This window comes from Oricola thermophila (assembly GCF_013358405.1).
Classification (GTDB): Bacteria; Pseudomonadota; Alphaproteobacteria; order Rhizobiales; family Rhizobiaceae; genus Oricola; species Oricola thermophila.
Window position 1 is genome coordinate 1,659,008 of record NZ_CP054836.1, and the last position, 23,400, is coordinate 1,682,407.

General features: G+C 63.3%; 23 protein-coding genes and 1 tRNA gene. 10 read left to right on the top strand and 14 right to left on the bottom strand.

Annotated elements, in window-relative coordinates:
- Window position 1 precedes the first annotated feature (1 nt).
- Entirely contained in the window at window positions 2-472 is a 471-nt protein-coding gene (locus HTY61_RS08050; protein WP_175276303.1) for a molybdenum cofactor biosynthesis protein MoaE, read from the top strand.
- A 44-nt stretch (window positions 473-516) separates the two neighbouring features.
- Here the strand turns inward: HTY61_RS08050 and HTY61_RS08055 are convergent.
- Both HTY61_RS08055 and trhA read right to left on the bottom strand, forming a co-directional pair.
- Window positions 517-592: transfer RNA gene (locus tag HTY61_RS08055), tRNA-Ala, on the bottom strand.
- Window positions 593-690: 98 nt separating this feature from the next.
- The gene (trhA, locus tag HTY61_RS08060) at window positions 691-1,332 is read right to left on the bottom strand and encodes a PAQR family membrane homeostasis protein TrhA (protein WP_175276304.1); all 642 of its coding nucleotides are present in this window, start codon (window positions 1,330-1,332) and stop codon (window positions 691-693) included.
- A gap of 131 nt (window positions 1,333-1,463) precedes the next feature.
- Here trhA and HTY61_RS08065 point away from each other — a divergent pair, with 131 nt between their 5' ends.
- A complete protein-coding gene (locus HTY61_RS08065) occupies window positions 1,464-1,904 on the top strand; it encodes an acyl-CoA thioesterase (RefSeq protein ID WP_175276305.1) in 441 nt (146 codons plus the stop codon).
- A gap of 52 nt (window positions 1,905-1,956) precedes the next feature.
- Here the strand turns inward: HTY61_RS08065 and ndk are convergent, their stop codons facing one another.
- Window positions 1,957-2,379, bottom strand: coding sequence for a nucleoside-diphosphate kinase (ndk, locus tag HTY61_RS08070; RefSeq protein WP_175276306.1), 423 nt, complete (start codon window positions 2,377-2,379; stop codon window positions 1,957-1,959).
- A gap of 215 nt (window positions 2,380-2,594) precedes the next feature.
- On the opposite strand from ndk, the gene HTY61_RS08075 reads away from it, so the two are divergent.
- Window positions 2,595-4,481: an ABC-F family ATP-binding cassette domain-containing protein gene (locus tag HTY61_RS08075; protein WP_175276307.1), complete on the top strand. Its 1,887-nt coding sequence runs from the start codon at window positions 2,595-2,597 to the stop codon at window positions 4,479-4,481.
- Between the two features lie 15 nt (window positions 4,482-4,496).
- Here HTY61_RS08075 and HTY61_RS08080 read toward each other — a convergent pair whose 3' ends face one another.
- From HTY61_RS08080 to HTY61_RS08095, 4 genes are read right to left on the bottom strand one after another with little or no spacing between them, the layout of a single operon-like run.
- Window positions 4,497-4,787 (bottom strand): hypothetical protein, encoded by a 291-nt coding sequence (locus tag HTY61_RS08080; protein WP_175276308.1) that lies wholly within the window; start codon window positions 4,785-4,787, stop codon window positions 4,497-4,499.
- Window positions 4,784-5,452, bottom strand: a complete 669-nt coding sequence (locus HTY61_RS08085; RefSeq protein WP_175276309.1) for a class I SAM-dependent methyltransferase — start codon at window positions 5,450-5,452, stop codon at window positions 4,784-4,786. Before HTY61_RS08085 ends, HTY61_RS08080 begins: the two co-directional genes overlap by 4 nt.
- Window positions 5,449-5,901: a DNA polymerase III subunit chi gene (locus HTY61_RS08090; RefSeq protein ID WP_175276310.1), complete on the bottom strand. Its 453-nt coding sequence runs from the start codon at window positions 5,899-5,901 to the stop codon at window positions 5,449-5,451. Before HTY61_RS08090 ends, HTY61_RS08085 begins: the two co-directional genes overlap by 4 nt.
- Before the next feature lie 10 nt (window positions 5,902-5,911).
- Complete coding sequence (locus HTY61_RS08095) at window positions 5,912-7,408, bottom strand: leucyl aminopeptidase (RefSeq protein ID WP_175276311.1); 1,497 nt, start codon at window positions 7,406-7,408, stop codon at window positions 5,912-5,914.
- Window positions 7,409-7,680: 272 nt separating this feature from the next.
- Between HTY61_RS08095 and lptF the strand changes: the two genes are divergently transcribed.
- From lptF to rsmA, 6 genes are all read left to right on the top strand, one after another.
- Window positions 7,681-8,859, top strand: coding sequence for an LPS export ABC transporter permease LptF (gene lptF, locus HTY61_RS08100; protein WP_210268628.1), 1,179 nt, complete (start codon window positions 7,681-7,683; stop codon window positions 8,857-8,859).
- 1 nt (window position 8,860) lies between these two features.
- Window positions 8,861-9,949: an LPS export ABC transporter permease LptG gene (gene lptG, locus HTY61_RS08105; RefSeq protein ID WP_175276313.1), complete on the top strand. Its 1,089-nt coding sequence runs from the start codon at window positions 8,861-8,863 to the stop codon at window positions 9,947-9,949.
- Between the two features lie 65 nt (window positions 9,950-10,014).
- The gene (locus HTY61_RS08110; protein WP_246273018.1) at window positions 10,015-12,300 is read left to right on the top strand and encodes an LPS-assembly protein LptD; all 2,286 of its coding nucleotides are present in this window, start codon (window positions 10,015-10,017) and stop codon (window positions 12,298-12,300) included.
- Window positions 12,301-12,433: 133 nt separating this feature from the next.
- Window positions 12,434-13,378: a peptidylprolyl isomerase gene (locus HTY61_RS08115; protein ID WP_246272967.1), complete on the top strand. Its 945-nt coding sequence runs from the start codon at window positions 12,434-12,436 to the stop codon at window positions 13,376-13,378.
- Window positions 13,379-13,398: 20 nt separating this feature from the next.
- Window positions 13,399-14,430: a 4-hydroxythreonine-4-phosphate dehydrogenase PdxA gene (gene pdxA, locus HTY61_RS08120; RefSeq protein WP_175276315.1), complete on the top strand. Its 1,032-nt coding sequence runs from the start codon at window positions 13,399-13,401 to the stop codon at window positions 14,428-14,430.
- On the top strand, window positions 14,427-15,278 hold the full coding sequence (gene rsmA, locus HTY61_RS08125) for a 16S rRNA (adenine(1518)-N(6)/adenine(1519)-N(6))-dimethyltransferase RsmA (RefSeq protein ID WP_175276316.1): 852 nt from the start codon (window positions 14,427-14,429) through the stop codon (window positions 15,276-15,278). Before pdxA ends, rsmA begins: the two co-directional genes overlap by 4 nt.
- Here rsmA and gmk read toward each other — a convergent pair.
- The 7 genes from gmk to fabD form a co-directional block, all read right to left on the bottom strand.
- Window positions 15,275-15,940, bottom strand: coding sequence for a guanylate kinase (gmk, locus tag HTY61_RS08130; protein WP_175276317.1), 666 nt, complete (start codon window positions 15,938-15,940; stop codon window positions 15,275-15,277). The two genes, rsmA and gmk, sit on opposite strands and share 4 nt — an antisense overlap.
- A gap of 7 nt (window positions 15,941-15,947) precedes the next feature.
- Window positions 15,948-16,835 carry a YicC/YloC family endoribonuclease gene (locus HTY61_RS08135; protein WP_246272968.1) on the bottom strand — a complete coding sequence of 296 codons (888 nt, stop codon included), beginning with the start codon at window positions 16,833-16,835 and terminating at the stop codon, window positions 15,948-15,950.
- Between the two features lie 36 nt (window positions 16,836-16,871).
- Complete coding sequence (mltG, locus tag HTY61_RS08140) at window positions 16,872-17,978, bottom strand: endolytic transglycosylase MltG (RefSeq protein WP_175276318.1); 1,107 nt, start codon at window positions 17,976-17,978, stop codon at window positions 16,872-16,874.
- Window positions 17,979-18,210: 232 nt separating this feature from the next.
- On the bottom strand, window positions 18,211-19,473 hold the full coding sequence (gene fabF, locus HTY61_RS08145) for a beta-ketoacyl-ACP synthase II (protein ID WP_175278475.1): 1,263 nt from the start codon (window positions 19,471-19,473) through the stop codon (window positions 18,211-18,213).
- Window positions 19,474-19,536: 63 nt separating this feature from the next.
- Window positions 19,537-19,773, bottom strand: coding sequence for an acyl carrier protein (locus tag HTY61_RS08150; RefSeq protein ID WP_175276319.1), 237 nt, complete (start codon window positions 19,771-19,773; stop codon window positions 19,537-19,539).
- A 119-nt stretch (window positions 19,774-19,892) separates the two neighbouring features.
- Window positions 19,893-20,630 (bottom strand): 3-oxoacyl-[acyl-carrier-protein] reductase, encoded by a 738-nt coding sequence (gene fabG / locus HTY61_RS08155; protein WP_175276320.1) that lies wholly within the window; start codon window positions 20,628-20,630, stop codon window positions 19,893-19,895.
- A gap of 23 nt (window positions 20,631-20,653) precedes the next feature.
- Window positions 20,654-21,601: an ACP S-malonyltransferase gene (gene fabD, locus HTY61_RS08160; protein ID WP_175276321.1), complete on the bottom strand. Its 948-nt coding sequence runs from the start codon at window positions 21,599-21,601 to the stop codon at window positions 20,654-20,656.
- 139 nt (window positions 21,602-21,740) lie between these two features.
- On the opposite strand from fabD, the gene HTY61_RS08165 reads away from it, so the two are divergent.
- Window positions 21,741-23,390, top strand: coding sequence for an FAD-binding dehydrogenase (locus HTY61_RS08165; RefSeq protein WP_197945381.1), 1,650 nt, complete (start codon window positions 21,741-21,743; stop codon window positions 23,388-23,390).
- Window positions 23,391-23,400: the final 10 nt, after the last annotated feature.

Genomic DNA, 23,400 nt, shown 5'->3' on the forward strand with positions numbered 1-23,400 from the left:
TATGGCCGCCGTCGAACCCGTCGTCCGCGTTCAGGCGGACGACTTCGACATTGCCACCGAAAATGCCCGTTTGACCGAGGGCAGGACAGATGTCGGCGCGGTCGTCACCTTCACCGGCCTGTGCCGCGACGAGGGCGGCACGCTCGCCGCACTCGAACTGGAACATTATCCCGGCATGGCGCAAGCCGAAATCGGCCGCATAGCCCGCGAAGCCGCGGAACGCTGGCCGCTGACCGGCCTGACGGTCATACACCGCCACGGCAAGATCGCCCCGGGCGAGAACATCGTTCTCGTGGTCACCGCCTCGGCGCACCGCCAAGCCGCGTTCGAGGCAGCGAATTTCCTCATGGACTTCCTCAAGACGCGCGCGCCCTTCTGGAAGAAGGAGCACCGCCGGGACGGTACGGAAGGCGGCTGGGTGGAAGCGAGGGACATCGACGACAAGGCAGCAGAACGCTGGCACAAGACCTGACGGCCATGTGCATCCACGAGGCTGTTCAAATTTCGGGGGGAACATGGTGGAGCCGAGGGGAATCGAACCCCTGACCTCGTCATTGCGAACGACGCGCTCTCCCAACTGAGCTACGGCCCCACACTGGCATCCCGCAAGCGACGCAAGACATCACCCGGTGGACGGACGCCTTCTTATCAATTCTGCCGCATTCGTCCAGAGGGTATTTTCGATTTCGATCAGGCGAGCGCGAATGTTCCGGTCGCCACGGCGGTGAAATGGCAGGCAGAAGCCGCCAGCACAAAAGCGTGCCAGATCGCGTTCTGGAATTTCAACCCGTCCCAGAGGTGAAAGATCACCCCGACGGAATACAGGATGCCACCGGAGAGTATCAGTACGGACACAATGACAGGCAATGTGACGAAGATGGGCCATGCAAGCGTCAGGCTCGCCCATCCGAGGACAAGAAATATCCCGACGGTGATCCCCTCGAGCCTGCGGTCGAAAGCGAATTTCGCCAGTGCACCCAATATGGCGGCGATCCATACGAAAACCAGCACGCCATAAGCGAATGCGCTGCCGAGCAACACGACCAGCGGCGTGTAAGTGCCAGCAATCTTGAAGAATATCGCAGCCTGATCGAACTTGCGCAGTACCGACTTCAGGCCATCTCGCGTAACCATGTGATAGGCAGCCGAAACCGAGAACAGCATCACCACGGTCACGCCGTACACCGCAAGCGCGGTGGTGGAAAACGCATCCAGCGTCGGAACGGCCGCAACCAGAAGCATCGCCACTGCAATCACGCTGGCAGCGATGCCCGTCACGTGAATGATGCCGTCGGCGATGCGCTCGGCCCGCGTGTAGTCCGGATAGCTCATCGCATCCCTCGAAATGTCCCGCCCCGACTCTACCGCAGGAAATACAGCAAGACTGTGTCATATCCCGGCGAAGGCATTTTATCGCAACGCACAATCGGGTAATGCGCATTCACCCAATAGCGGAGACACGGATGACAGTGACGACAGAACGCCCCTCGCGCGACGCCTTCCCGGCGAAGACGATACAGACGTTGCGCTACAACGACATGGACACGGCCGGACACGTCAACAACGCGGTCTATGCGACGCTGTTCGAGGCGGGACGCGTCCCCCTGCTCTACAATCCGGAGCAGGAGATGCCGCCGGCCGGCTGCCATTTCTCGATCGTTCGCCTGACGATCAACTTTCTCGCCGAGACAACATGGCCAGGAGAGGTGACGATCGGCACCGCCGTGACGCGAATCGGCAATTCCTCCGCCGACCTGTTCCAGGCGATCTTCGACGGGGACCGGTGCTGCGCGACCGCCGAAAACGTTATCGTCCTTACGGACTCGACCACCCGCAAATCCACCAAGCTGCCCGATCACGCGCGGGCATGGCTGCAGACGCTGATGCTGCAGGAACAAGGATAAAAAAAACCGGGCGCAAGGCCCGGTTTTCCAGTTCCGAAGAATTCGGCGGCTGTCAGCCGACGATCTCGCAGCCGGCGAACCAGAAGGCGATTTCCTCGGCTGCCGTTTCCGGGGCGTCGGACCCATGCACGGAGTTTTCCCCGATCGACTTGGCAAACTTCTTGCGGATCGTGCCCTCGGCTGCTTCCGCCGGGTTGGTCGCGCCCATGATCTCGCGGTTCCTGGCGATGGCGTTTTCGCCCTCGAGCACCTGGACGACCGTCGGGCCGGACGACATGAACTCGGTCAGCTCCTGGAAGAAGGGGCGGTCCTTGTGGACGGCATAGAAGGCTTCAGCCTGACGCTTGCTCATCCAGACGCGCTTGGAAGCGACAACGCGAAGGCCGGCCTCCTCCAGCATCTGGGTGATCGCGCCGGTCAGGTTGCGTGCCGTGGCGTCCGGCTTGATCATGGAAAAGGTGCGCTCGATGGCCATGTATCAGTCCTCTTGGTCTTGTAAGGGGGAGAAGTGAAAGTCGCGCGGTCTATAGCCGCCCGCATGGCGCTTGCCAAGTGGGCGGCGGTGTCTCGCGTCCCCGGGCGAAAACAATCGTCCCGGCTTGAACGCCCCCCGGAACGGGCGGGCCGCCAGAAACGAATTCTTGCCCGCAGGCTTGCACTCCGGCCGCGTCCACGGCATGGACAGCGGCCATGCTTCAGATAACCGATCTCACCTTCCGCATGATGGGCCGGCCTCTCTTCGAGGAGGCGAGCGCAGTCGTGCCCGAAGGCATGAAGGTCGGCCTCGTCGGACGCAACGGAACCGGCAAGACGACGTTGTTCAGGCTCATCACGGGCGATCTCGCGCCCGACGGCGGATCGATCGAATTGCCGAAGGGGCTGCGCATCGGCCAGGTGGCACAGGAAGCGCCGGGCACGGAGCAGACACTCATGGAGGTCGTCCTTGCCGCCGACACGGAGCGCGCCGCACTGCTGGCGGAAGCCGAGACGGCGACCGACCCGGACCGCATCGCCGCAATCCACACCCGGCTGGCGGACATCGACGCCCATTCGGCCGAGGCGCGCGCCGGCGCAATCCTGAGCGGGCTGGGCTTCGACGCGGAGGCCCAGCAACGCCCGTGCTCCACCTTCTCCGGCGGCTGGCGGATGCGGGTCGCACTGGCCGCGGTCCTGTTCTCGGCACCCGACCTGCTATTGCTCGACGAGCCGACCAACTATCTCGACCTGGAAGGTACGCTGTGGCTGGAAAACTACGTGCAGCGCTATCCGCACACGGTGATCGTGATCAGCCACGATCGCGACCTGCTCAATGCGACGACCAATGCGATCCTGCATCTCGAAAACCGCAAGCTGACCTTCTATCGCGGCAACTACGACCAGTTCGCCCGCACGCGCGCCGAGAAGATCATGCTGGCGACGAAGATGGCGGAAAAGCAGGCTGCGCAGCGCCGGCATATGGAAGCCTTCGTCGAGCGCTTCCGCTACAAGGCCTCGAAGGCGCGCCAGGCGCAAAGCCGGCTGAAGGCGCTGGAACGAATGGCGGCGGTCGAAGTGCCGGTCGATACCGCCGTGCAGCCCATCCACCTGCCCTCGCCCGAGCGACAGCCCGCCTCTCCCATCATCGCGATGGAAGGCGTCAGCGTCGGCTATGCGGACGCCGCGCCCGTACTGTCGCGTCTCAGCCTGCGCATCGACAATGACGACCGCATTGCGCTCCTCGGCGCCAACGGCAACGGCAAGTCGACCTTTGCCAAACTCGTCGCCGGCAGATTGGGGGAATTGGACGGCAGGATCACCCGTGCGGACAAGCTGAAGATCGCAATGTTCGCGCAGCACCAGCTGGACGACCTCGTTCCCGAACAGACTCCCTACGATCACGTGCGCGCACTGATGCCGGACCAGCCGGAAGCGAAGGTGCGCGCCCGGGTGGCGCAAATGGGGCTCGGCGGCGACCGCATGGACACAAAGGCAAAGGACTTGTCGGGCGGCGAACGGGCACGGCTGCTGATCGGCCTCGTCACGTTCGAGGCGCCGCACCTGCTGATCCTCGACGAACCGACCAACCACCTCGACATCGACAGCCGCGCCGCGCTGGCCGATGCGCTGAACGACTATCGGGGCGCGGTCATACTTATCAGCCATGACCGGCACCTCATCGAGGCATGCGCCGAGCGGCTATGGCTGGTGCACGACGGCACCGTGCGGCCGTACGACGAGGACATGGAGGCCTACAAGCGGCTGATCCTCAAGGGACCGGAAAAGACAACGGATGAGACAGGCGCGGCCAATGCGCAGAACCGGTCGTCCAAGGAGAAGCGCAAGCAGGCCGCGGCGAAGCGCGCGGAATTTGCGCCGCTAAAGAAAAGGATCGCCGTCCTGGAAAAACGCATCGAGAAGGCGCAGCAGGAAATCATCGGCATCGATGCCGAGATGACAAAGCCCGACGTTCTGGCCGACAGCCAGAAAATCATCGACCTGTCGAAGAAGCGTTCCGGACTGGAAAACGACATCGCCAACTGGGAAGAGGAGTGGATGACCCTGTCCGCGGAATATGAGGAGGCGATGGCGGACGCCTGATCCCTCCAAAGCGGATCAGTCGTTGTCGCCCTCTCGGCCCCAGACGATACCCGGCTTGCTCTCTTCGGGCTTCGGCGCAGCCCGGCGGTAGCCGATGGACGAGGTTTTCGAAACGCGGCCAGCACTTCCGGCATCGCGATTGCGTCGCCGGCGTCCGCCGAAAAGCAACATCACGCCACCCACCGCGACGAGCACGCCGCCCATCGGCTGCAGATCGGCGACCGGCAGTTCAAGCCCGATGCGACCGGGACCGAAGGATGCCGCAAGGCCTGTCAACAGGACAAGGAAGCCAAGGAACCGGATCATTCGCCCTGTATCCCTTCTTCCCTTTTCCATACCGCGAAACTGTGCGGCACCTTGCGCCCGTGCCGGTCGACCGTGAACAATTTCTCGCCCGACAGAGTGAAACCGAGCTCCTCGAACACGCGGAGCCGCGACTTCTCCAGCGGCCAGGGCGGTCCCTCGACCTGCGCGCCGTCCTCCCGCCAGCGCGCGTAGACGAGCAATGTGCCGCCCGGCCTGACAAGCGAGGCGATCGACGCCGCAGTGTCATCCAGCATATCGGGCGACAGCGATTGCAGCGTATAGCATTCGTTGACGAGATCGAAGGCGCCGCGCCAGCTCTCCGGCAGGGCAAACAGGTCGGCAACGACAAATTCGACCCCGGAATCCGGGAAACGTCGTCGCGCCCAGCCAATGGCATGTTCGGACAGGTCGAAAGCCGTCGTCACATAGCCGGCCCTAGCGAGCGCATCAGCGTTGTCTCCGAGGCCGCAGGCGATATCGATGGCCGTCAGCCTGCCTTGTCCGGGATGCCGCACGAGCCATTCGTGAAGCGTAGCTTTCGCCGCCAGGTCCGCCCAGGGAATCAGTCCGGGATCGCCTCCGGCACGACGATAGATGTCCTTGAAGAAACCGCGGCGCTCGTCGAGCGACGTGCCCTCCCCCGGTTCACCCGAGCGCCCGCTCATGCCGCGCGTTCCCAGCCGCCATCGGGCTTCTGCTTGTAATAGGCGAGATCGTGGTTCCCGGCCTTCAGCGCCTTCCAATGCCCCCGCGCCTCGTGAAGCGCCTGTTCGTCGAGGCCGTCGAACATGAGCACAGCACGGTCATAGCCGGCAATATCTTCCGGCGGCACCGCGCCATCGACAAGGAACCGGATCCGGGCACCGTTCGGGTTGTCTTCGGAAACAGTCAGAAAGACCGGCTGGTCCGCCGGCCGCGCCTCGCCGTCGCGGCCGTGCGGCAGGAAGCTTTCGGGGCGATAGGTCCAGAGATGGGTGTCCAGACGGTCACGCACCTGCTCTCCACCTGACTGAATGACCACCCGCCAGCCGCGGGCAAGCGATTTCTCGACGAGCATCGGCAGCGCATCGTCCAGTGTCGATTCAGTCAGATGATAGAACAGAATCTCGGCCATCGCGCCCCGATCAGCTCTCGTAGTTTTCGGCAACGAGGCGATCGAGAAGGCGAACGCCGTAGCCGGAGCCCCAGGAGTGGTTGATGTCGGTCGATGGCGACGACATTGCCGTTCCCGCAACATCGAGATGCACCCACGGCACATCGCCGACAAAGCGTTTCAGGAACTGCGCCGCGGTGATCGCGCCACCGAAGCGCCCTCCGACATTCTTCATGTCGGCGAACTTGGAATCGATCATCTTGTCGTATTCCGGGCCCATCGGCATGCGCCATACGGGCTCGCCGGTGACCTTCGCGGCTGCCGCCAACTTCTCCGCAAGCTCATCGTCATTGGAGAACAGACCGGCGTGATGCTGGCCCAGCGCCACCATGATGGCGCCAGTCAGCGTGGCCAGGTTGATCATGAATTTCGGCTTGAAGGTCTCCTTGCAGTACCAGAGCGCATCGCAGAGCACGAGGCGTCCTTCCGCGTCGGTGTTGATGACCTCGATGGTCTGGCCGGACATGGAAGTGACGATGTCGCCCGGACGCTGTGCGTTGCCGTCCGGCATGTTCTCGACTAGGCCGATAATGCCGACGGCATTGACCTTCGCCTTGCGAGCAGCAAGCGCATGCATCAGGCCGGTCACGGCAGCCGCGCCGCCCATGTCGCCCTTCATGTCCTCCATGCCGCCGGCCGGCTTGATGGAAATACCGCCGGTATCGAACACGACGCCCTTACCGATGAAGGCGACCGGCTTGTCCTTGGCCTTTCCGCCGTTCCATTTCATCACGACAAGACGCGGCGGACGCACGGACCCTTGGGCAACGCCGAGAAGCGCGCCCATGCCCAGCTTCTTCATTTCCTTCTCGGTCAGGATGTCGACCTCCACGCCGAGCGCCGTAAGCGCCTCGGCACGGGCCGCGAACTCGACGGGGCCAAGGATGTTGGCTGGCTCGTTGACGAGATCGCGCGCCAGCATGATGCCGCGCGCCACCGCTTCCGCGACCGCCCAGGCCTTCTTCGCGGCCGAGGCATCGGCGACCAACATGGTCACCTTCTGGGCGACCTTCTTGTCCGCGCCATCATCGTCGTCCGACTTCTTCGTCTTGTACTTGTCGAAGTCGTAGGCGCGCAGCTGGTATCCCTGGGCAAAGGATGCCGCAGCCTCAGCCGTCACGTCGACGCCGTCGCATTCCAACAGAACGGAAACATGCGCGTCGGATGCCGTCTTAGAGCGAACGACACCGCCAAGGGCGGTCCAGTCGGTTTCCTTGATCGCCCCCGGATCACCGACACCGACGACAAGGATCCGGTCGACCGGCGAATCGACCGGTGCGACGACATCGACGACGGATTTCGCCTTGCCCTTGAACTTCGCAACCTCGAGCGCCTTCGCGACAATGCCGGAGGAATCGATTTCGCCTGCGAGCGGCGGAAGCTTTCCTTCCTTCGCGGCCAGAATCACGGCCGTGCCTTTTTTCGGTGCGGCGATCTTGGCGAATGAAATGGTCGGGAGAACGGTCATGATATTCCTATCAGAGTGTTTGGAAGAGCCCGGAACGGGGAACATTCCGGCACCGCGCAATGCGGTGACTTGATTTTGCCTTTGCGGGTGGCGATAGCAAGACCTCGCGACGGCGGCAACGCCCCGTTAACCAAGTCCCTTGGCGAAAGTTTAGCACGGGACCCGATATTGTTAACGAGCGATTGTTCGCCGCAGGCGAAATTTAGACAAATGGCCGTCAGCCGCAGCCCTTGCGATCCGCGCTGCGCGACGGCGATGCCGAGAGGTGCGTATTGAATACGCTTCAGCGCTACATTTTTCGACGGATCGCCATCATGACGCTGGCGGCTTTCGTGGCCGTGCTCGCGGTCGTCTGGGTCACGCAGGTACTCAGCCGGATCGACTTCGCAACAAATTCCGGCCAGTCGATCGTGGCTTTCCTCAAACTGGTGGTGATGCTGACGCCCCAGCTCGCGGCGATCGTGCTGCCCATCGCGGTTGTCATCGGCACAGTGCAGGTGTTCTCGACAATGAACGGCGACTCCGAGATGGCGGTGATGTCGGCCTCGGGAATGTCGCGCGGCATGATCGCGCGTCCCGTGCTCGCAATCGCCGGTATCGCCAGCGTGTATCTCCTCGTGTCAAACCATTTCATCGAACCATATGCCAACCGGACATTGCGCGACGTGCTCGTCGCCGCGCGAACCGACCTGTTGACGACGCTCGTGCGCGAAGGCACCTTCACCAAGCTGGAAAAGGATCTCACCATCTATGTCGACCGACGCCTGCCCGGGAACGTGCTGGCCGGCATCATGGTTTCCGACACCCGCGATGACGACGTTCACCTGATCTACTACGCACAGTCCGGCGCGGTCGGCAAAGTCGACGGCAAGGAAGTGATGGCCATGACCAACGGCGAGATCCACCGCCGGAACATGGGCGATGGCACCCAGTCGATCATCCGGTTCAATTCGTACGCGATCAGCCTGGCGCAATTCGCCTCCTCGAACTCCCAGACATATTACGCCCCGCACGAACGAGATTCGGCGGACCTGGCGTACCCCGATCCCAATGACAGGATATTCCAGAACCAGCCGGGATGGGTTCGCGGCGAATTGCACAGGCGCATGTCGGACTGGCTTTATCCGATCCTGTTCGCCTATATCGCGCTTGTCGTTGCCGGGCAGACGCAATCAAACCGGCAGACACGGTTCAACACCTACTTCCAGGGCCTCGGCGGCGCCCTGATCTATCGCTGGGGCGCCTACGCGATCTACTCGGCCAACCGGAACAATCCGGAGCTCTGGTGGCTCTTCTACGCGCTGCCGATTGGCGGCATCGCGGCCAACATGACCCTCTATTACATGGGCGTCACGATCAGCGTTCCGGAACCGCTGATAAATGCCTGGGACAACCTGGCGAGGCGGGTCAGGCAGATGCGCGTGCGCGCGGCACGCGCGAGGGCGGCGTGACATGGGCCGGACGCTTCAGACATATTTCTTCTTCCATGCGCTGCGAATGATCCTGTTCTTCGCGCTCGGCGTTGCGGTGGTCGCGTATCTGATCGACTTCACCGAGCTGTCGAACCGCACATCCGGCCTGCCACAATACACGGTCGCATCCGCCCTGATGCTGTCGGCCATACGCATTCCGTTCATCCTCCAGGTCGCATTGCCGTTCATCGTGCTGTTCGCGACCATGACGACGCTGATGCTCCTCAACCGCAAGTACGAGCTGGTCGTCGCCCGATCGACCGGCATATCCGCCTGGCAGTTCCTGTTCCCGGTCCTTTTGGCCGCACTGATTGTCGGCATATTCGGAACGACCGTCCTGAATCCGCTCGCCACCAAGGGATACTCCCGGGCTGAGAGCATCGAGGGACAGTGGCGCTCTCGCCCGTCGAAAACACTCATCTCTCAGAACAGGCCCTGGCTGCGCCAGGCGCAGGATGGCGGCGGCCTCATGCTTATCGGGGCAACACGGGTCTCCCGCACGAACACGACACTCTTCGACGTGGTGTTTCTCGACATCGATGCGAATGACGAAGTCCGGCGGCGAATCGATGCCCGAACCGCACGTCTCGGCGACGGGGAATGGCAGCTCTCGAGCGTGAATATCAATCGCGCCGGTGAAGCCACCGAGTACCGCGAGGGAATGACGATTCCGACCAGCCTCAGTCCCGCAGTGATTACCGAAGCGCTCGTGCCGGCTGAAATGATCTCGTTCTTTGACCTTTCCGACCAGATCGAGGCGGCACGTTCATACGGCGTATCCGCCAATCCGCTGCGAATGCAGTACCAGTCGATGCTGGCATTGCCGTTCCTGCTCGTCGCAATGACGCTGATCGCAGCGACCGTTTCGCTCCGCTTCGTCCGATTCGGCCAGTCGGGAGGCATGATTTTGGCTGGAATAGGAGCAGGCTTCGTGCTTTATGTCTTCACCGTCATGGCCAAGTCTTTCGGGAGTGCGGGGATAATCCCTCCTGTCCTTGCGGCATGGCTTCCAGTAGCAGTTGCGTCTCTTTTCGGGGTCGCGTATTTGCTGTACCGAGAGGACGGGTAGTGAATGTAGCGGCGGGGCAGGTGTTGTCCAAACACTTGAAAAATCTGGCTTGTGGCTTGGCTGCAGTGGCGCTCGCCGCCGCCTTGGGCGATGGGCTGCCCGCATATGCCGCCCCCCTCGATTCCGTGGCCGGACTGACCGGCGTCGAATCGGATGCGCCGCTTTTGCTGCAAGCCGACGAACTCATCTACGACAACGACCGCCAGACAGTGGCCGCGGTTGGCGGCGTCCGGATCGATTACGGCGGTACGCGCATGGTCGCCGACCGCCTTGTGTACAACCAGCGCACCGGGCGTCTGTCGGCCATCGGCAATGTCGAGATCATCCAGCCGGACGGAACGCGCGCCTATGCCGACGAGTTCGACGTCACGGAAGACTTCGCTGACGGCTTCGTCAACGCACTAAGGATCGTGACACCGGATCGCGCACGATTCGCGGCCGAGAGCGCGGTGCGCGAGGGTGGCGAGACAACGACCTTCAACAATGGCATCTACACCGCCTGCGAGCCGTGCAAGGACAATCCCGAAAAGCCGCCGATCTGGCAGATCAAGGCACGCCGGATCATCTGGAACGGCAAGCAGAAGACGATCCGCTTCGAACGTGCCTCGTTCGAATTCCTCGGAATGCCGCTGGCAGCGTTCCCGGTGTTCACGACCGCCGATCCGACCGTCAAACGCAAGACCGGCTTCCTGATGCCCAGCATCCGCTTCGCCGACGAACTCGGATTCGGAGCGTCGATCCCCTATTTCATCGCGCTGGCGCCAAATTACGACCTGAAGCTGACCGGCACGGGACTTACCCGGCAGGGCTTCCTTGGCGAAGCGGAATTCCGGCACCGGCTCGTCAATGGCACCTACACGCTGAAGATCGCGGGCATCCACCAGATGTCGCCGGATGCTTTCGATGCGAACACGGAGGACGCCACCCATACCGATCGCGGCATGATCGGATCGAAAGGCCGGTTCGAGATCAATCCGCGCTGGACATTCGGCTGGGATGTCATGGCCCAGACCGACAAGAATTTCTCTCGCACCTACACGGTGGAGGGATTTGACGAGAAGGTTCGGCAGAACGAGGTCTATCTGAGCGGGCTGAACGATCGCAATTCCCTCGACCTGCGGATGATGAAGTTCAACATCCAGGAGACATATGCCGACGGCAGCGGCAGCGATCGCGATGCGGAACAGCCGTGGGTCCTGCCGAGCCTGGACTACGAGATTTACGCCCCGCGGCCGGTAGCCGGGGGCGAGCTGTCCTTCAACCTGAACGCACGCGGCATCTCTCGCGACAACGAGGACCTACGCGGATCGCCCAGCGACGACGATTTCGCGACCCGCGGACTGGAAGGCAAGACGGCACGCATCACCGCCGAGACGCAGTGGAAGCGAACATTCGTGACCGGTAGCGGCCTGACCGTCACACCGATCCTGGCCGCCCAGGGCGACACCAGCTTTATCGATGCCTCGACATCAGCAACCGACTACTCGAAAACCGGCGCTTCACTGACGGATGACGACACGTTCTCGCGCGGCATGGTGACCGCGGGCATGGAGATGCGCTGGCCGTTCCTCATCACGGCTCCATCCTCGACGCATGTCGTCGAGCCCATCGCCCAGGTATTCTTGCGCCCGAACGAGATGGGTGCCGGCGAACTGCCGAACGAGGACGCGCAAAGCTTTGTCTTCGACACGACGACCCTTTTCGCACGCGACAAGTTCTCCGGCTACGACCGCATCGAGGGCGGCCATCGGGCTAATCTCGGCGTGCGCTATACCGGCACCTACGACAACGGATGGTCCGTGCATGCCATGTTCGGCCAGTCCTACCATCTCGGCGGCACGAATCCATTCGCCGACGCAGACATGGTCAATGCCGGGGCCGAATCCGGCCTGGAAAGCGATGTTTCCGATTTCGTCGGATCCGCAGGTGCGTCCTTTGCCAACAGGCTAGACGGCGCGGTGCGTGCGCGTTTCGACGAGAAGACTTTCGAAGTACGCCGTGCAGAGACGGAACTTGGATTCCGCACCAACCGGCTGTCGGCCTCGGGCGGGTTTGCCTACATACAGGCGCAACCGACCTACGGTTTCGATTCCGACCGGCACGAGGTCAACGGCCGGGCGTCGCTGCGCGTCACCGACAACTGGAAGGTTACCGGCAACGCGACATACGACATCACCAACAACCGGCTGGCAAGGAACGGCATCGGTCTGGCATATGACGACGAGTGCTTCTCAATCGGCCTGAATTTCCGGCAGTCGCGGTCCAGCAGCGACGCCTTGAGCAACTCGGTCGGCTTCCAGATTTCCCTGCGCACGATCGGCGATTTCGGCGACAAATTCAGCGGCAACTAGGAAGGTACTCGTCCATGTCGCGCCAGGGGTGGCGTCGCGTCATGCTTTCGCCCACAATATGCGGCATCGCAGACAGCGACAGGGGCGTCTGGCCGGTGCAAGCACTCGGCACGAACAACACGGGCACAGAACAATGGGCGGGATGACAATAACGGGACTGAAAGCACGCGCGATCGCGGCAGCCTTGGCACTGGCATTCGCGGCACCGGCGGCAATGGTTTCTCAGCCAATTCCGGCTCATGCCTCGGACATAAAGGTCGTCGTCAACGACCAGGCGATCACCTCCTACGACATCGCGCGACGCAAGGCTTTCATGCGCCTGCAGCGCCGCAAGGGCAACCTGACCCAACTCGCGACGGACGAACTCATAGAAGAGGCCCTGAAACGCAGCGCCGTGCAGCGCGCCGGATATCGCATTCCCGACAGCCGCGTCGACGCGGCTTTCGCGAATTTCGCGCGGTCGAACAATCTTTCCTCCAGCCAATTGACGCAGATCCTCAACCAGGCCGGAGTTACCTCGAAGCATTTCAAGGAATTCATTCGGCTTCAGATCGGCTGGGGCCAGCTCGTCTCCGCTCAATCCTCCTCCGGCAAGCTCATGAGCGAGCAGGATGTCGTCGCCAAGATGCTGGAACGTGGCGGCGAAAAGCCGACCTCGACCGAATACACGCTTCAGCAAGTCATTTTCGTCGTACCGCAGGACAAGCGCGCTCGGCTGCCGGCACGCCGCAAGGAGGCCAATGCGATGCGGGGGCGCGTCGACGGGTGCCAGAACACCATCTCGCTTGCGGCGCAGCTGCGCGACGTCACGGTGCGGGATCTCGGACGCGTGCTGGAACTGCAGCTTCCGCCCGACTGGAAGAAATATGTATCCGGCCTGAAGACCGGTGAAACGACGCGGACCCGGGATACCGAGAATGGCGTCGAGTTCCTCATCGTCTGCCGGGCGAGAACCGTTTCCGACGACCGCGTGGCGCAGCTCGAATTCTCCACCGAAGCGATCGAGAGCGGCGAGGACGAGAGCGGCGCGAAACTGCTCGAGCAGCTGCGAAAGAACGCGCGCATACAGCGGCGCTGAGCGGGCGACACTGAACTGCGATGACAGCCGCAGCGCCACGGCCCTTGGCGGCCACCACCGGTGATCCCGCGGGCATCGGCCCGGATGTGATACTCACGAGCTGGCTTCGGCGCCGCGAGACCGGCTTGCCGGCCTTCTACGTGCTTGGCGACCCCGACCAGATGAAAACGCGGGCCGGGCTTCTCGACCTTGATGTGCCGGTGGCCGTCTGTTCGCCCGGAGAAGCCGTCGCTCTCTATCCGGACGCCCTGCCCGTCGTCCCTCTCAGGAACCGTCTCGCACACCCGGCCGGAGTGCCGGACAGGATCAACGCACCGGGAATCGTCGAGTCCATCGACCGCGCCGTTGCGGATGTCATCGCCGGTCGCGCGGCAGGTGTCGTCACCGCGCCAATCGCAAAAAAGCCGCTCTACGAGGCGGGCTTCGGTTATCCGGGCCATACCGAGTATCTCGCCGCGCTCGCGGAACAGCACTTCGGGCGGCGAACCATGCCGGTCATGATGCTGGCGGGACCGAAGCTGCGCGCGGTTCCTGTGACGATCCACATTCCCTTGCGCGCAGTCTTCGACACACTGACGACCGACCTGATTGTCGAAACCTGCCGGATCGTCGCCGGCGACCTGGAACACCGCTTCGGTATAGCGGAGCCCCGACTGGCACTCGCCGGGCTAAATCCGCATGCCGGAGAAGGCGGCGCACTGGGCCGCGAAGATGAAGACATCGTGCAGCCCGCGGTAGAAGCGCTGCGGGCGGAAGGCATCGCCGCCCGGGGTCCGCTGCCCGCCGACACCATGTTCCACGATCGCGCTCGTGAAACCTACGACGCGGCGATCTGCATGTATCATGACCAGGCGCTCATCCCGGCCAAGGCGCTCGGCTTCGACGACAGTGTCAACGTCACGCTGGGATTGCCCTTCATCAGAACATCGCCGGACCACGGCACGGCATTCGAAATCGCGGGCAGCGGGAAAGCGTTGCCCGACAGTTTCATGGCGGCCCTGCGCATGGCGGCAATTATGGCCGAACACGAAAGCCGGACGAAAACCGCGTGACCGAAACCGATTCCGATAAACTCGCCGTCGACGGCCTACCCCCGCTGCGCGCCGTCGTGGAGCGGCACGGGCTGGCGACGAAGAAGGCGCTCGGCCAAAATTTCTTGCTGGACCTCAACCTGACGGGACGCATTGCACGCGCGGCGGGAAGCATGGAGAAACATACTGTCATCGAGGTCGGCCCCGGACCGGGCGGGCTGACTCGAGCGCTGCTGATGCACGGTGCCCACAAGGTCGTCGTCATCGAGCGTGACGACCGCTGTCTGCCCGCGCTAGAGGAAATTGCGGCGCACTATCCCGGCCGTATCGAGATCATCCAAGGCGATGCTCTGAAAACCGATTTCACCGCGCTGGCGAACAAGGGGCCGGTCAAGATCGTCGCCAACCTGCCCTACAATGTCGGCACGCAGCTTCTCGTCGGCTGGCTGGAGGCGGAGCCATGGCCGCCCTATTTTGAATCGTTGACCCTGATGTTCCAGCGCGAGGTCGCCGAGCGGATCGTCGCCGCCGCGGGTGACAGCGCCTATGGACGACTCGGGGTGCTGGCCGGCTGGCGCACGCGCGCGGAGATCCGGTTCGACGTTCCGCCGCAGGCATTCTGGCCGCCGCCGAAGGTCACCTCCTCGGTGGTCCACCTCGTGCCGCGCTCGGATCCCCTCCCCGCAGACGGCAAACGCCTGTCGCTGGTGACGCAGCACGCCTTCGGCCAACGCCGCAAGATGCTGCGCCAGAGCCTGAAGCCGCTCGGCGGCCAGACACTTCTCGATGCCGCCGGCATCGACGGTACGCGCCGGGCCGAGACACTGTCGATCGAGGAATTCTGCCGGTTGGCGAATACGCGCGTCTAGATTTCCTCGCGAAGGAGCCCGTCGACGAATTCGAACAGACCCGGACGGCGGTCGCGCCGCAGCCGCTCCGCCCTGACTATGGCCTGTACGGCACCGAAGGCCCGGTCGAGATCGTCATTGACGATCACGTAGTCATAGGTCCGCCACTGCTCGATCTCAGTCGCCGCATTTCGCAAGCGTTTGCTGATCGTATCCTCGTCATCCTCCGCGCGGCGGTGCAGCCGCGTCTTCAGCTCCGCCATCGACGGCGGCAGCACGAATATCGAGACGACGTCGGCGCGCATCTTGTCGACCAACTGGTGGGCGCCCTGCCAGTCGATGTCGAACAATATGTCCCGGCCCTCGGCCATCGCCCGTTCCACCGGCTCGCGGGGCGAACCATAGTAGTTGCCGTGCACCTCGGCCCACTCGAGCAAATCGTCACCGTCACGCAGGCGCTCGAAATCGCGTTTCGACAGGAAATGGTAATGAACCCCGTCGATCTCGCTCGGACGGCGCTGGCGCGTGGTCACGCTGACCGAAAGCTCAAGGCCCGAGTCAGTCTCGAGCAGGTTGCGCGCGATGGTGGACTTCCCCGCGCCCGAGGGCGACGACAGCACCAGCATGAGCCCGCGGCGCTGGATACGGTCAGACGGAAGTTCGGAACTGTGCTTGTCGGTCATGGGGCGCCTACTGAAGGTTCTGGACCTGCTCGCGGAATTGCTCGATCGCGGACTTCAATTCAAGGCCGATCGCGGTCAGTGCGGAGGAAGCGGATTTCGAGCAGATCGTGTTGGTCTCGCGGTTGAATTCCTGGGCGAGAAAGTCGAGCTTGCGGCCGATCGCCCCGCCACCGGCCAGCAGGGCGCGCGCGGCGTCGACATGCGCCTTCAGCCGGTCGATCTCCTCCCGGATATCCGCCTTGGTCGCCAGCAGCGCCGCCTCGGCATGGAGCCGTGCCTCGTCGAAAGAAGCGGAGGCCTCCAGCAGCCTGCCGACCTGCTCCCCGAGCCGGGCGTGGATCGCATCGGGCTGGCTCGAAGGATCGGATTCGGCCAGCCCGGTCAGGCGTGCGATCTCCGACACGTGGGCGGACAGGACCTTGCGCAGTGCCTCGCCTTCATGGCTGCGCGCCTCCACGAGCCCCGCCAGCGCCTCGCGAACGGTTTCCATGCAGGTATCGCCTGCACTTTCGGGATCGACGCGGCCGTCGGGCTCGTCGGCCATCACCATGCCGCGAACGGCCAGCAGGCCGTCGGCCGTCGGCGGATTGACGGAACACTCCCGCGCCAGCCGCGTCGCGGCCTCGGCCAGGGCGCGAAACCGCACCTCGTCGATGCCCGCCGCGGTCTCTTCCGCCGCCATCCTGGCGGTCACGGTAATCTGGATGCTGCCGCGGGCGACATGCTCGCCGACCAGCTTCTTGATCGGGGGCTCCAGCGCCTCGAGCCCCGCCGGCAGACGCAGCCGGATGTCGAGTCCCTTGTTGTTGACAGACCGGATGTCGCAGGCAATCTCGAGACCTCCCACGCTGCGCGCCGCGCTGGCAAATCCGGTCATGCTCTGCACCGCGGTCATGTCGTCCCCCTCATCAAATGGCCGGACGCCAACGGGCTACTCCTGCCCGTCCCCGCCGGCCGCCTCCTCGGCGCGCTGCTTCTCTATCGCGCGCCAGCGCCGCACGTTCGCATTGTGCTCTTCCAGCGTCTTGGCAAACACGTGCCCACCGGTACCGTCGGCAACGAAATAGAGATCGTCGGTCACGGACGGATTGGCAACCGCCTCGAGCGCCGCACGGCCCGGAATCGCGATCGGCCCGGGCGGCAGTCCGTCGATCTGATAGGTATTGTATGGCGTCTTCTTGTCGATGTCCGACTGGTATATCGGCCGGTCGGCCGGCTTGCCCTCGCCACCGAACAGGCCGTAGATGATCGTCGGGTCGGACTGCAGCCGCATGCCCTTCTTCAGACGATTGATGAACACGGCCGCAACGCGAGAACGCTCGCCGGGCACTCCGGTCTCCTTCTCGACAATGGATGCGAGAGTGACGAACTCGTTGATATCCTTCAACGGCAAATCCGGACTGCGGTTCGCCCAGATCTCCTCGATGATCGCCTTCTGCTGGGCAACCATCGTGGCAATGATCTCCGCGCGCGTCGTGCCGCGGGAGAATTTCTGCGTGTCGGCGACAAGCATTCCCTCGGGTGGAAGCTCCTCCGGCATGTCGCCCACCAGGATTTCGTTCTCCTCGATGCGCTTCAGTGCCTGCGCCACGGTCATGCCTTCGATGATGGTGAGCGGGTGCAGGATGGCCTTTCCGGACACGAGCATATCCATGACGTCCTTCATGGAGGCACGCGCCTTGAACTCGTACTCCCCGGCCTTGAAGTCGTTCTCGTGGCCGTGAACGCGCACACCCGCCTCGAAGATGCGGGCGTTGGAAACGATGCCCCGGCTCTCCAGCCTTTGCGCTATCTGGCTGATATTCGATCCAATGGGAATCGTATAGGTCACCGCAGCGACAAGCGGCCCCGGTTCCTCGAAGCGGGACTTGCCGTAGTAGATTGCCCCGCCGACAGCGACAAGCGACAGGATCAGCAGCGTCAGCAGAAAGTTCAGGAACACGACCACCCGGCTTCGCGCGGCTCTCGCCCTGCGGCGCGGCGGCGGCGCAACCGCAGCCTCCGGGCGCAGCGCCTGGCGCGGCGACTGCAGGATCATGCGTCCCTTGCGATCGGAAGGTGCAGCGCCGCCGTTCCCCGGCGACGCCTGCCTACGCCCAAATTGGTGTTCGGTACTCACGATCGAGGCCCCATTTTCAACGTCTGCCGGCGCGGAGGCCCCGCGCGGCCGACTGATCAGCCAAATGCCGGTTCCCTGTCCGGCAACATGAAGCGCGAGCCGGTGGCGGTCACCGTAGAACAACCATTATGGCAGAAACTTGCAATGCCGGTCATGCACGATAACGGCGCAGGACCAGCGATGCATTCGTTCCGCCAAATCCGAACGAATTCGACAGCGCGATATCGATTTCGCGTTCGCGCTTGACGTTCGGAACAAGGTCGATCGCGGTCTCGACATCCGGATTGTCCAGATTGATCGTGGGAGGCGCGACATTGTCGCGAATTGCGAGGAGACAGAATATCGCCTCTACCGCGCCGGCGGCACCAAGCAGATGGCCGATGGACGATTTGGTCGACGACATCGAGACCTTGCTCGCGGCATTGCCCACCACGCGCTCGACGGCGGCCAGTTCGATCGAGTCGGCCATGGTCGAAGTGCCGTGCGCATTGATGTAGTCGATATCAGATGCCTCTATGCCCGCGCGCTTCAGTGCGGCCCTCATGCAGCGTTCGGCACCTTCGCCATCCTCGGACGGCGCCGTGATGTGGTAGGCGTCGCCGGACAGGCCATAACCGATCACCTCGGCATAGATCCTCGCGCCGCGTGCCTTGGCATGCTCCAGTTCCTCGAGCACTACAACGCCCGCTCCCTCGCCCATGACGAAGCCGTCGCGGTCGCGGTCATATGGCCGCGATGCCGCCTTGGGATCGTCGTTTCGCGCGGTCGACAAGGCCTTGCAGGCGGCAAAACCGGCAAGCGAGATGCGGCTGATCGGAGACTCCGTGCCGCCGGCCACCATCACGTCGGCGTCGCCGAGCGCAATCAGTCTGCTCGCATCGCCAATGGCATGCGCACCGGTCGAGCAGGCCGTCACGACGGCATGGTTCGGACCACGCAGCTTGTGGCGAATGGAAATCTGGCCGCTGGCCAGGTTGATCAGGCGCCCCGGGATGAAGAAAGGCGAAACGCGGCGCGGACCGCGATCGCGCAAGGTATAGCCAGCCTCGACAATTCCCTCGATGCCGCCGATGCCCGAACCGACGAGTACGCCGGTGGTGCACTGGTCCTCGTCCGTTTCGGGATGCCAGCCGGCATCCTCCAGCGCCTGATCGGCAGCGGCAATGGAATAGACGATGAACGGATCGACCTTGCGCTGTTCCTTCGGCTCCATCCAGTCGTCCGGATTGAACGTGCCTTCGGAACCGTCGCCGACCGGAATCCGGCACGCGATCTGCGCCGGCAGATCACTTACATCGAATTCGGTAACGCGCCCCGCTCCGCTCTCGCCCGCGAGGATCCGCTTCCAAGTATGCTCGGCACTTGCCCCCAAAGGGGAAACCATGCCGATGCCGGTTACGACAACGCGCCGCAAAGTCATGCCCTTACACCTGAAAACGCCGGCACGGGTGCCGGCGTGTTAGTGCCAATGCGCCGATCAGGCGTTGGCTTTTTCAATGAATTTCACGGCGTCGCCGACTGTCAGGATGGTCTCGGCCGCATCGTCGGGGATTTCGACACCGAACTCCTCTTCGAACGCCATCACCAGTTCGACGGTATCAAGGCTGTCGGCGCCAAGGTCGTCAATGAAGCTTGCACCTTCATTCACCTTCTCGGCATCGACGCCCAAATGTTCAACAACGATCTTCTTGACCCGTTCTGCGATGTCGCTCATGTCGGTTTCCCTCGACTTTGGAGTTTTCAGATTGTGGTTATCTTCAAGGTTCGGGCTAATCAAGTCGCAAGAATGCTTTTGGGACAACTTTGTTCACCCGGAAAGGCGCCAAAACGCCTTTAGATCATTGCCATTCCGCCGTTGACGTGAATCGTCTGCCCCGTGACGTAGGCGGCTTCCTCCGAGGCCAGAAACGCCACGGAAGCGGCGACTTCGGCGCCGGTACCCATGCGCTTCATGGGAATGGCGCCCATGATCGCATCCTTCTGCTTGTCGTTGAGCTTGTCCGTCATCGCGCTTTCGATGAAGCCCGGCGCGACGCAGTTCACGGTCACGTTGCGCGACGCGATTTCCTGTGCAAGCGACTTGGAGAAGCCGATCATTCCGGCCTTGGATGCGCAGTAGTTCGCCTGACCGGGATTGCCGGTAACACCCACCACGGAGGAAATGTTGACGATGCGGCCGTAGCGGCGGCGCATCATCGGATGGGCAAGCTGACGCGTAAGCCTGAACACCGACGTCAGGTTTATCTCGAGAACGCTGTCCCAGTCATCGTCCGACATGCGGACGAAAAGGCCGTCCCTGGTAATGCCGGCATTGTTCACCAGAATATCGACACCCTCGAGCTTTTCTTCGGCTTCCTCACCCAGCGCCTTGACGGCGTCGCGATCCGCGAGATTGGCAGGGAAAACATGAACGCGTTCGCCGAGATCGCCGGCCAAGGCCTCAAGTTTCTCGCGGCGGGTACCATGCAGCCCCACAACGGCGCCCTGGGAATGCAGCACGCGGGCAATCGCCTCGCCGATGCCGCCGGATGCACCCGTTACCAGTGCCTTGCGGCCGGTCAGTTCAAACATGTCGTCGTCCTTCCGGTTACAGGTCAGGCGTTCGCCTGAAGGAACGCTTCTATATCGGCAGGCGCGCCGATGGCAACGCCGGCCAGTGTCTTGTCGATCCGGCGGGCAAGCCCGGTCAGAACCTTGCCGGTTCCCGCCTCGACGAGTTGCGTGACGCCGGAGTCCGCAAACCACGCGACAGTCTCCCGCCAACGCACCTGACCGGTAACCTGCTCGACGAGACGGGCGGCGATGTCTTCGGGCTCGGTCACCGGCGCCACCGTGACATTGGCAACAACCGGCACGGAGGGGCGGTTGATCGCAACCTCCGCCAGCGCCTCGCGCATCGCGTCGGCCGCCGGGCCCATCAGGGCCGAATGGAACGGCGCGGACACCGGAAGCATCAGCGCACGCTTCGCCCCCTTTTCCGAGGCAAGCTCGGCGGCGCGCTCTACGGCTGCCTTTGAGCCGGAGATCACCAGCTGACCGCCGCCATTGTCGTTGGCAATCTGGCAGACACCGCCGCTTTCGCCGGCGGCAGCGTCGCACACCGCCTCCACGTCTGCCTGGTCGAGACCGATGATCGCTGCCATCGCCCCCTCGCCGACCGGAACAGCGGCCTGCATGGCATTGCCGCGAATGCGCAGAAGGCGCGCGGTATCGGCAAGCGAGAATGTCCCCGCTGCACAATGGGCGGAATATTCACCCAGCGAATGGCCCGCAACGTAGGAGACCTCGTCGGCAAGACGGTAGCCCTGAGCCTCCAGAACACGGACCACGGCCATAGAAACCGCCATCAGCGCCGGTTGCGCGTTGGCGGTGAGCGTCAACGCCTCCTCGGGACCGTCCCACATAATTGTGGAAAGCTTTTCCCCAAGCGCCTCGTCGACCTCCGCGAAGACATCCCGGGCCTCGGCAAAAGTCTCGGCGAGTTCCCTGCCCATGCCAACAACCTGGCTGCCCTGCCCCGGAAAGGTGAATGCTGTCGTCATAACGGCCTCTTTTCAAAGTCGCGCCCGTTTGGTCAATGCTTTCCGCGCTGTCAAGCCCGCCGGGCCGTTCCGTGACGTCGCGATTGCATGGCACCACCTCCCCTGTATCATGTCGGCAAGAGGAAAAGGGGAGGCTCGTTTGGACGACAGTTATGACGTTATTGTGGTCGGCGGAGGCCTTGCAGGACTCGTCGCAGCAGCCGAGCTTGGCGATCGCGGCAAGAAAACCCTGATCGTCGACCAGGAAGGCGAACAGTTTCTCGGAGGCCAGGCATTCTGGTCGCTGGGCGGACTTTTCATGGTCGACACGCCGGAACAGCGGCGCATGCGCATCAAGGACAGCCTCGAACTGGCCCGAATCGACTGGATGGGCTCGGCGCAGTTCGATCGGGAGGAGGATCACTGGCCCAGGCAGTGGGCCGAAGCCTATCTGGATTTCGCCGCGGGCGAAATGCGTCCCTGGCTGTCCGGCATGGGAATGCGCTGGTTCCCGGTCGTCGGCTGGGCCGAGCGCGGCGGCGCCTTCGCAACCGGACACGGAAACTCGGTTCCCCGGTTCCACATCACCTGGGGGACCGGGCCGGGCGTGCTGAAACCGTTCATCGACCGCGTCCGCGCCCACGAAGCAGCCGGTCGCATCAGATTCGCCTTTCGGCACCGCGTTACCGCCATAGACAAGAAGGCGGGCAGGATAGCGGGCATCTCGGGCGACATCCTCGCGCCAACCAGCGTCGCACGCGGCGAGAGGAGCAATCGCGACGTTGCGGGCGAATTCAGCTTCCGGGCCGAAAACATAATTGTCACCTCGGGCGGCATCGGCGGGAACCTGGAACTCGTCCGCAAGGCCTGGCCCCGTGACCGGCTCGGCTCACCGCCCGGGCACATGATCTCGGGCGTCCCCTTCCACGTGGACGGCAAGATGATCGGCATCGCGCGCGAAGCGGGCGCGGCAACGATCAACGAGGACCGCATGTGGCACTACACGGAAGGCGTGAAGAACTGGGCACCCATCTGGCCGGAACACGGCATCCGCATCCTGCCCGGCCCCTCCTCCATGTGGTTCGACGCCAAAGGCAACCGGCTGCCGCCCCCCTGCCTGCCGGGCTTCGACACGCTGTCGACGCTGAGATACCTGCGCGGCACGGGACACGACCACTCCTGGTTCATCCTGACGCAAAAGGTCATCGAGAAGGAATTCGCGCTGTCGGGCTCCGAACAGAATCCCGACTTCACGTCGGGCAAGTGGAAGGAGGTGTTGAAACAGCGACTCGGCAAGGGCGCCACCGACGCGGTCGAGGCTTTCAAGCGGCACGGCGAGGATTTCATCGTTCGAGACACACTGGATGAGCTGGTGGCCGCCATGAACGCCCTTGCCGGCGAGAAGCTGCTCGACCCGGCGCATATCCGCGCGCAAATCGAGGCGCGCGACGCACAAATCGACAATCCCTACTCAAAGGACGCGCAGGTGACGGCGATACACGGCGCGCGCGCCTATCTCGGCGACAAGCTGGTCCGAACGGCCAAGCCCCACAAGTTCCTCGACCCGGCCAATGGTCCGCTGATCGCGGTGAGGCTGCACATCATCACCCGAAAGACGCTGGGCGGGCTGCACACGAATCTCGATTCCCAGGCGCTGGGAGCCGACGGCCAGCCGATCGACGGCCTCTATGCCGCAGGCGAGGCCGCCGGTTTCGGCGGGGGCGGTTATCACGGCTACAACGCACTGGAAGGCACGTTCCTCGGCGGCTGCATCTTCTCGGGCCGGGCCGCGGGACGCGCCGCCGGCTAACCGCACCTTC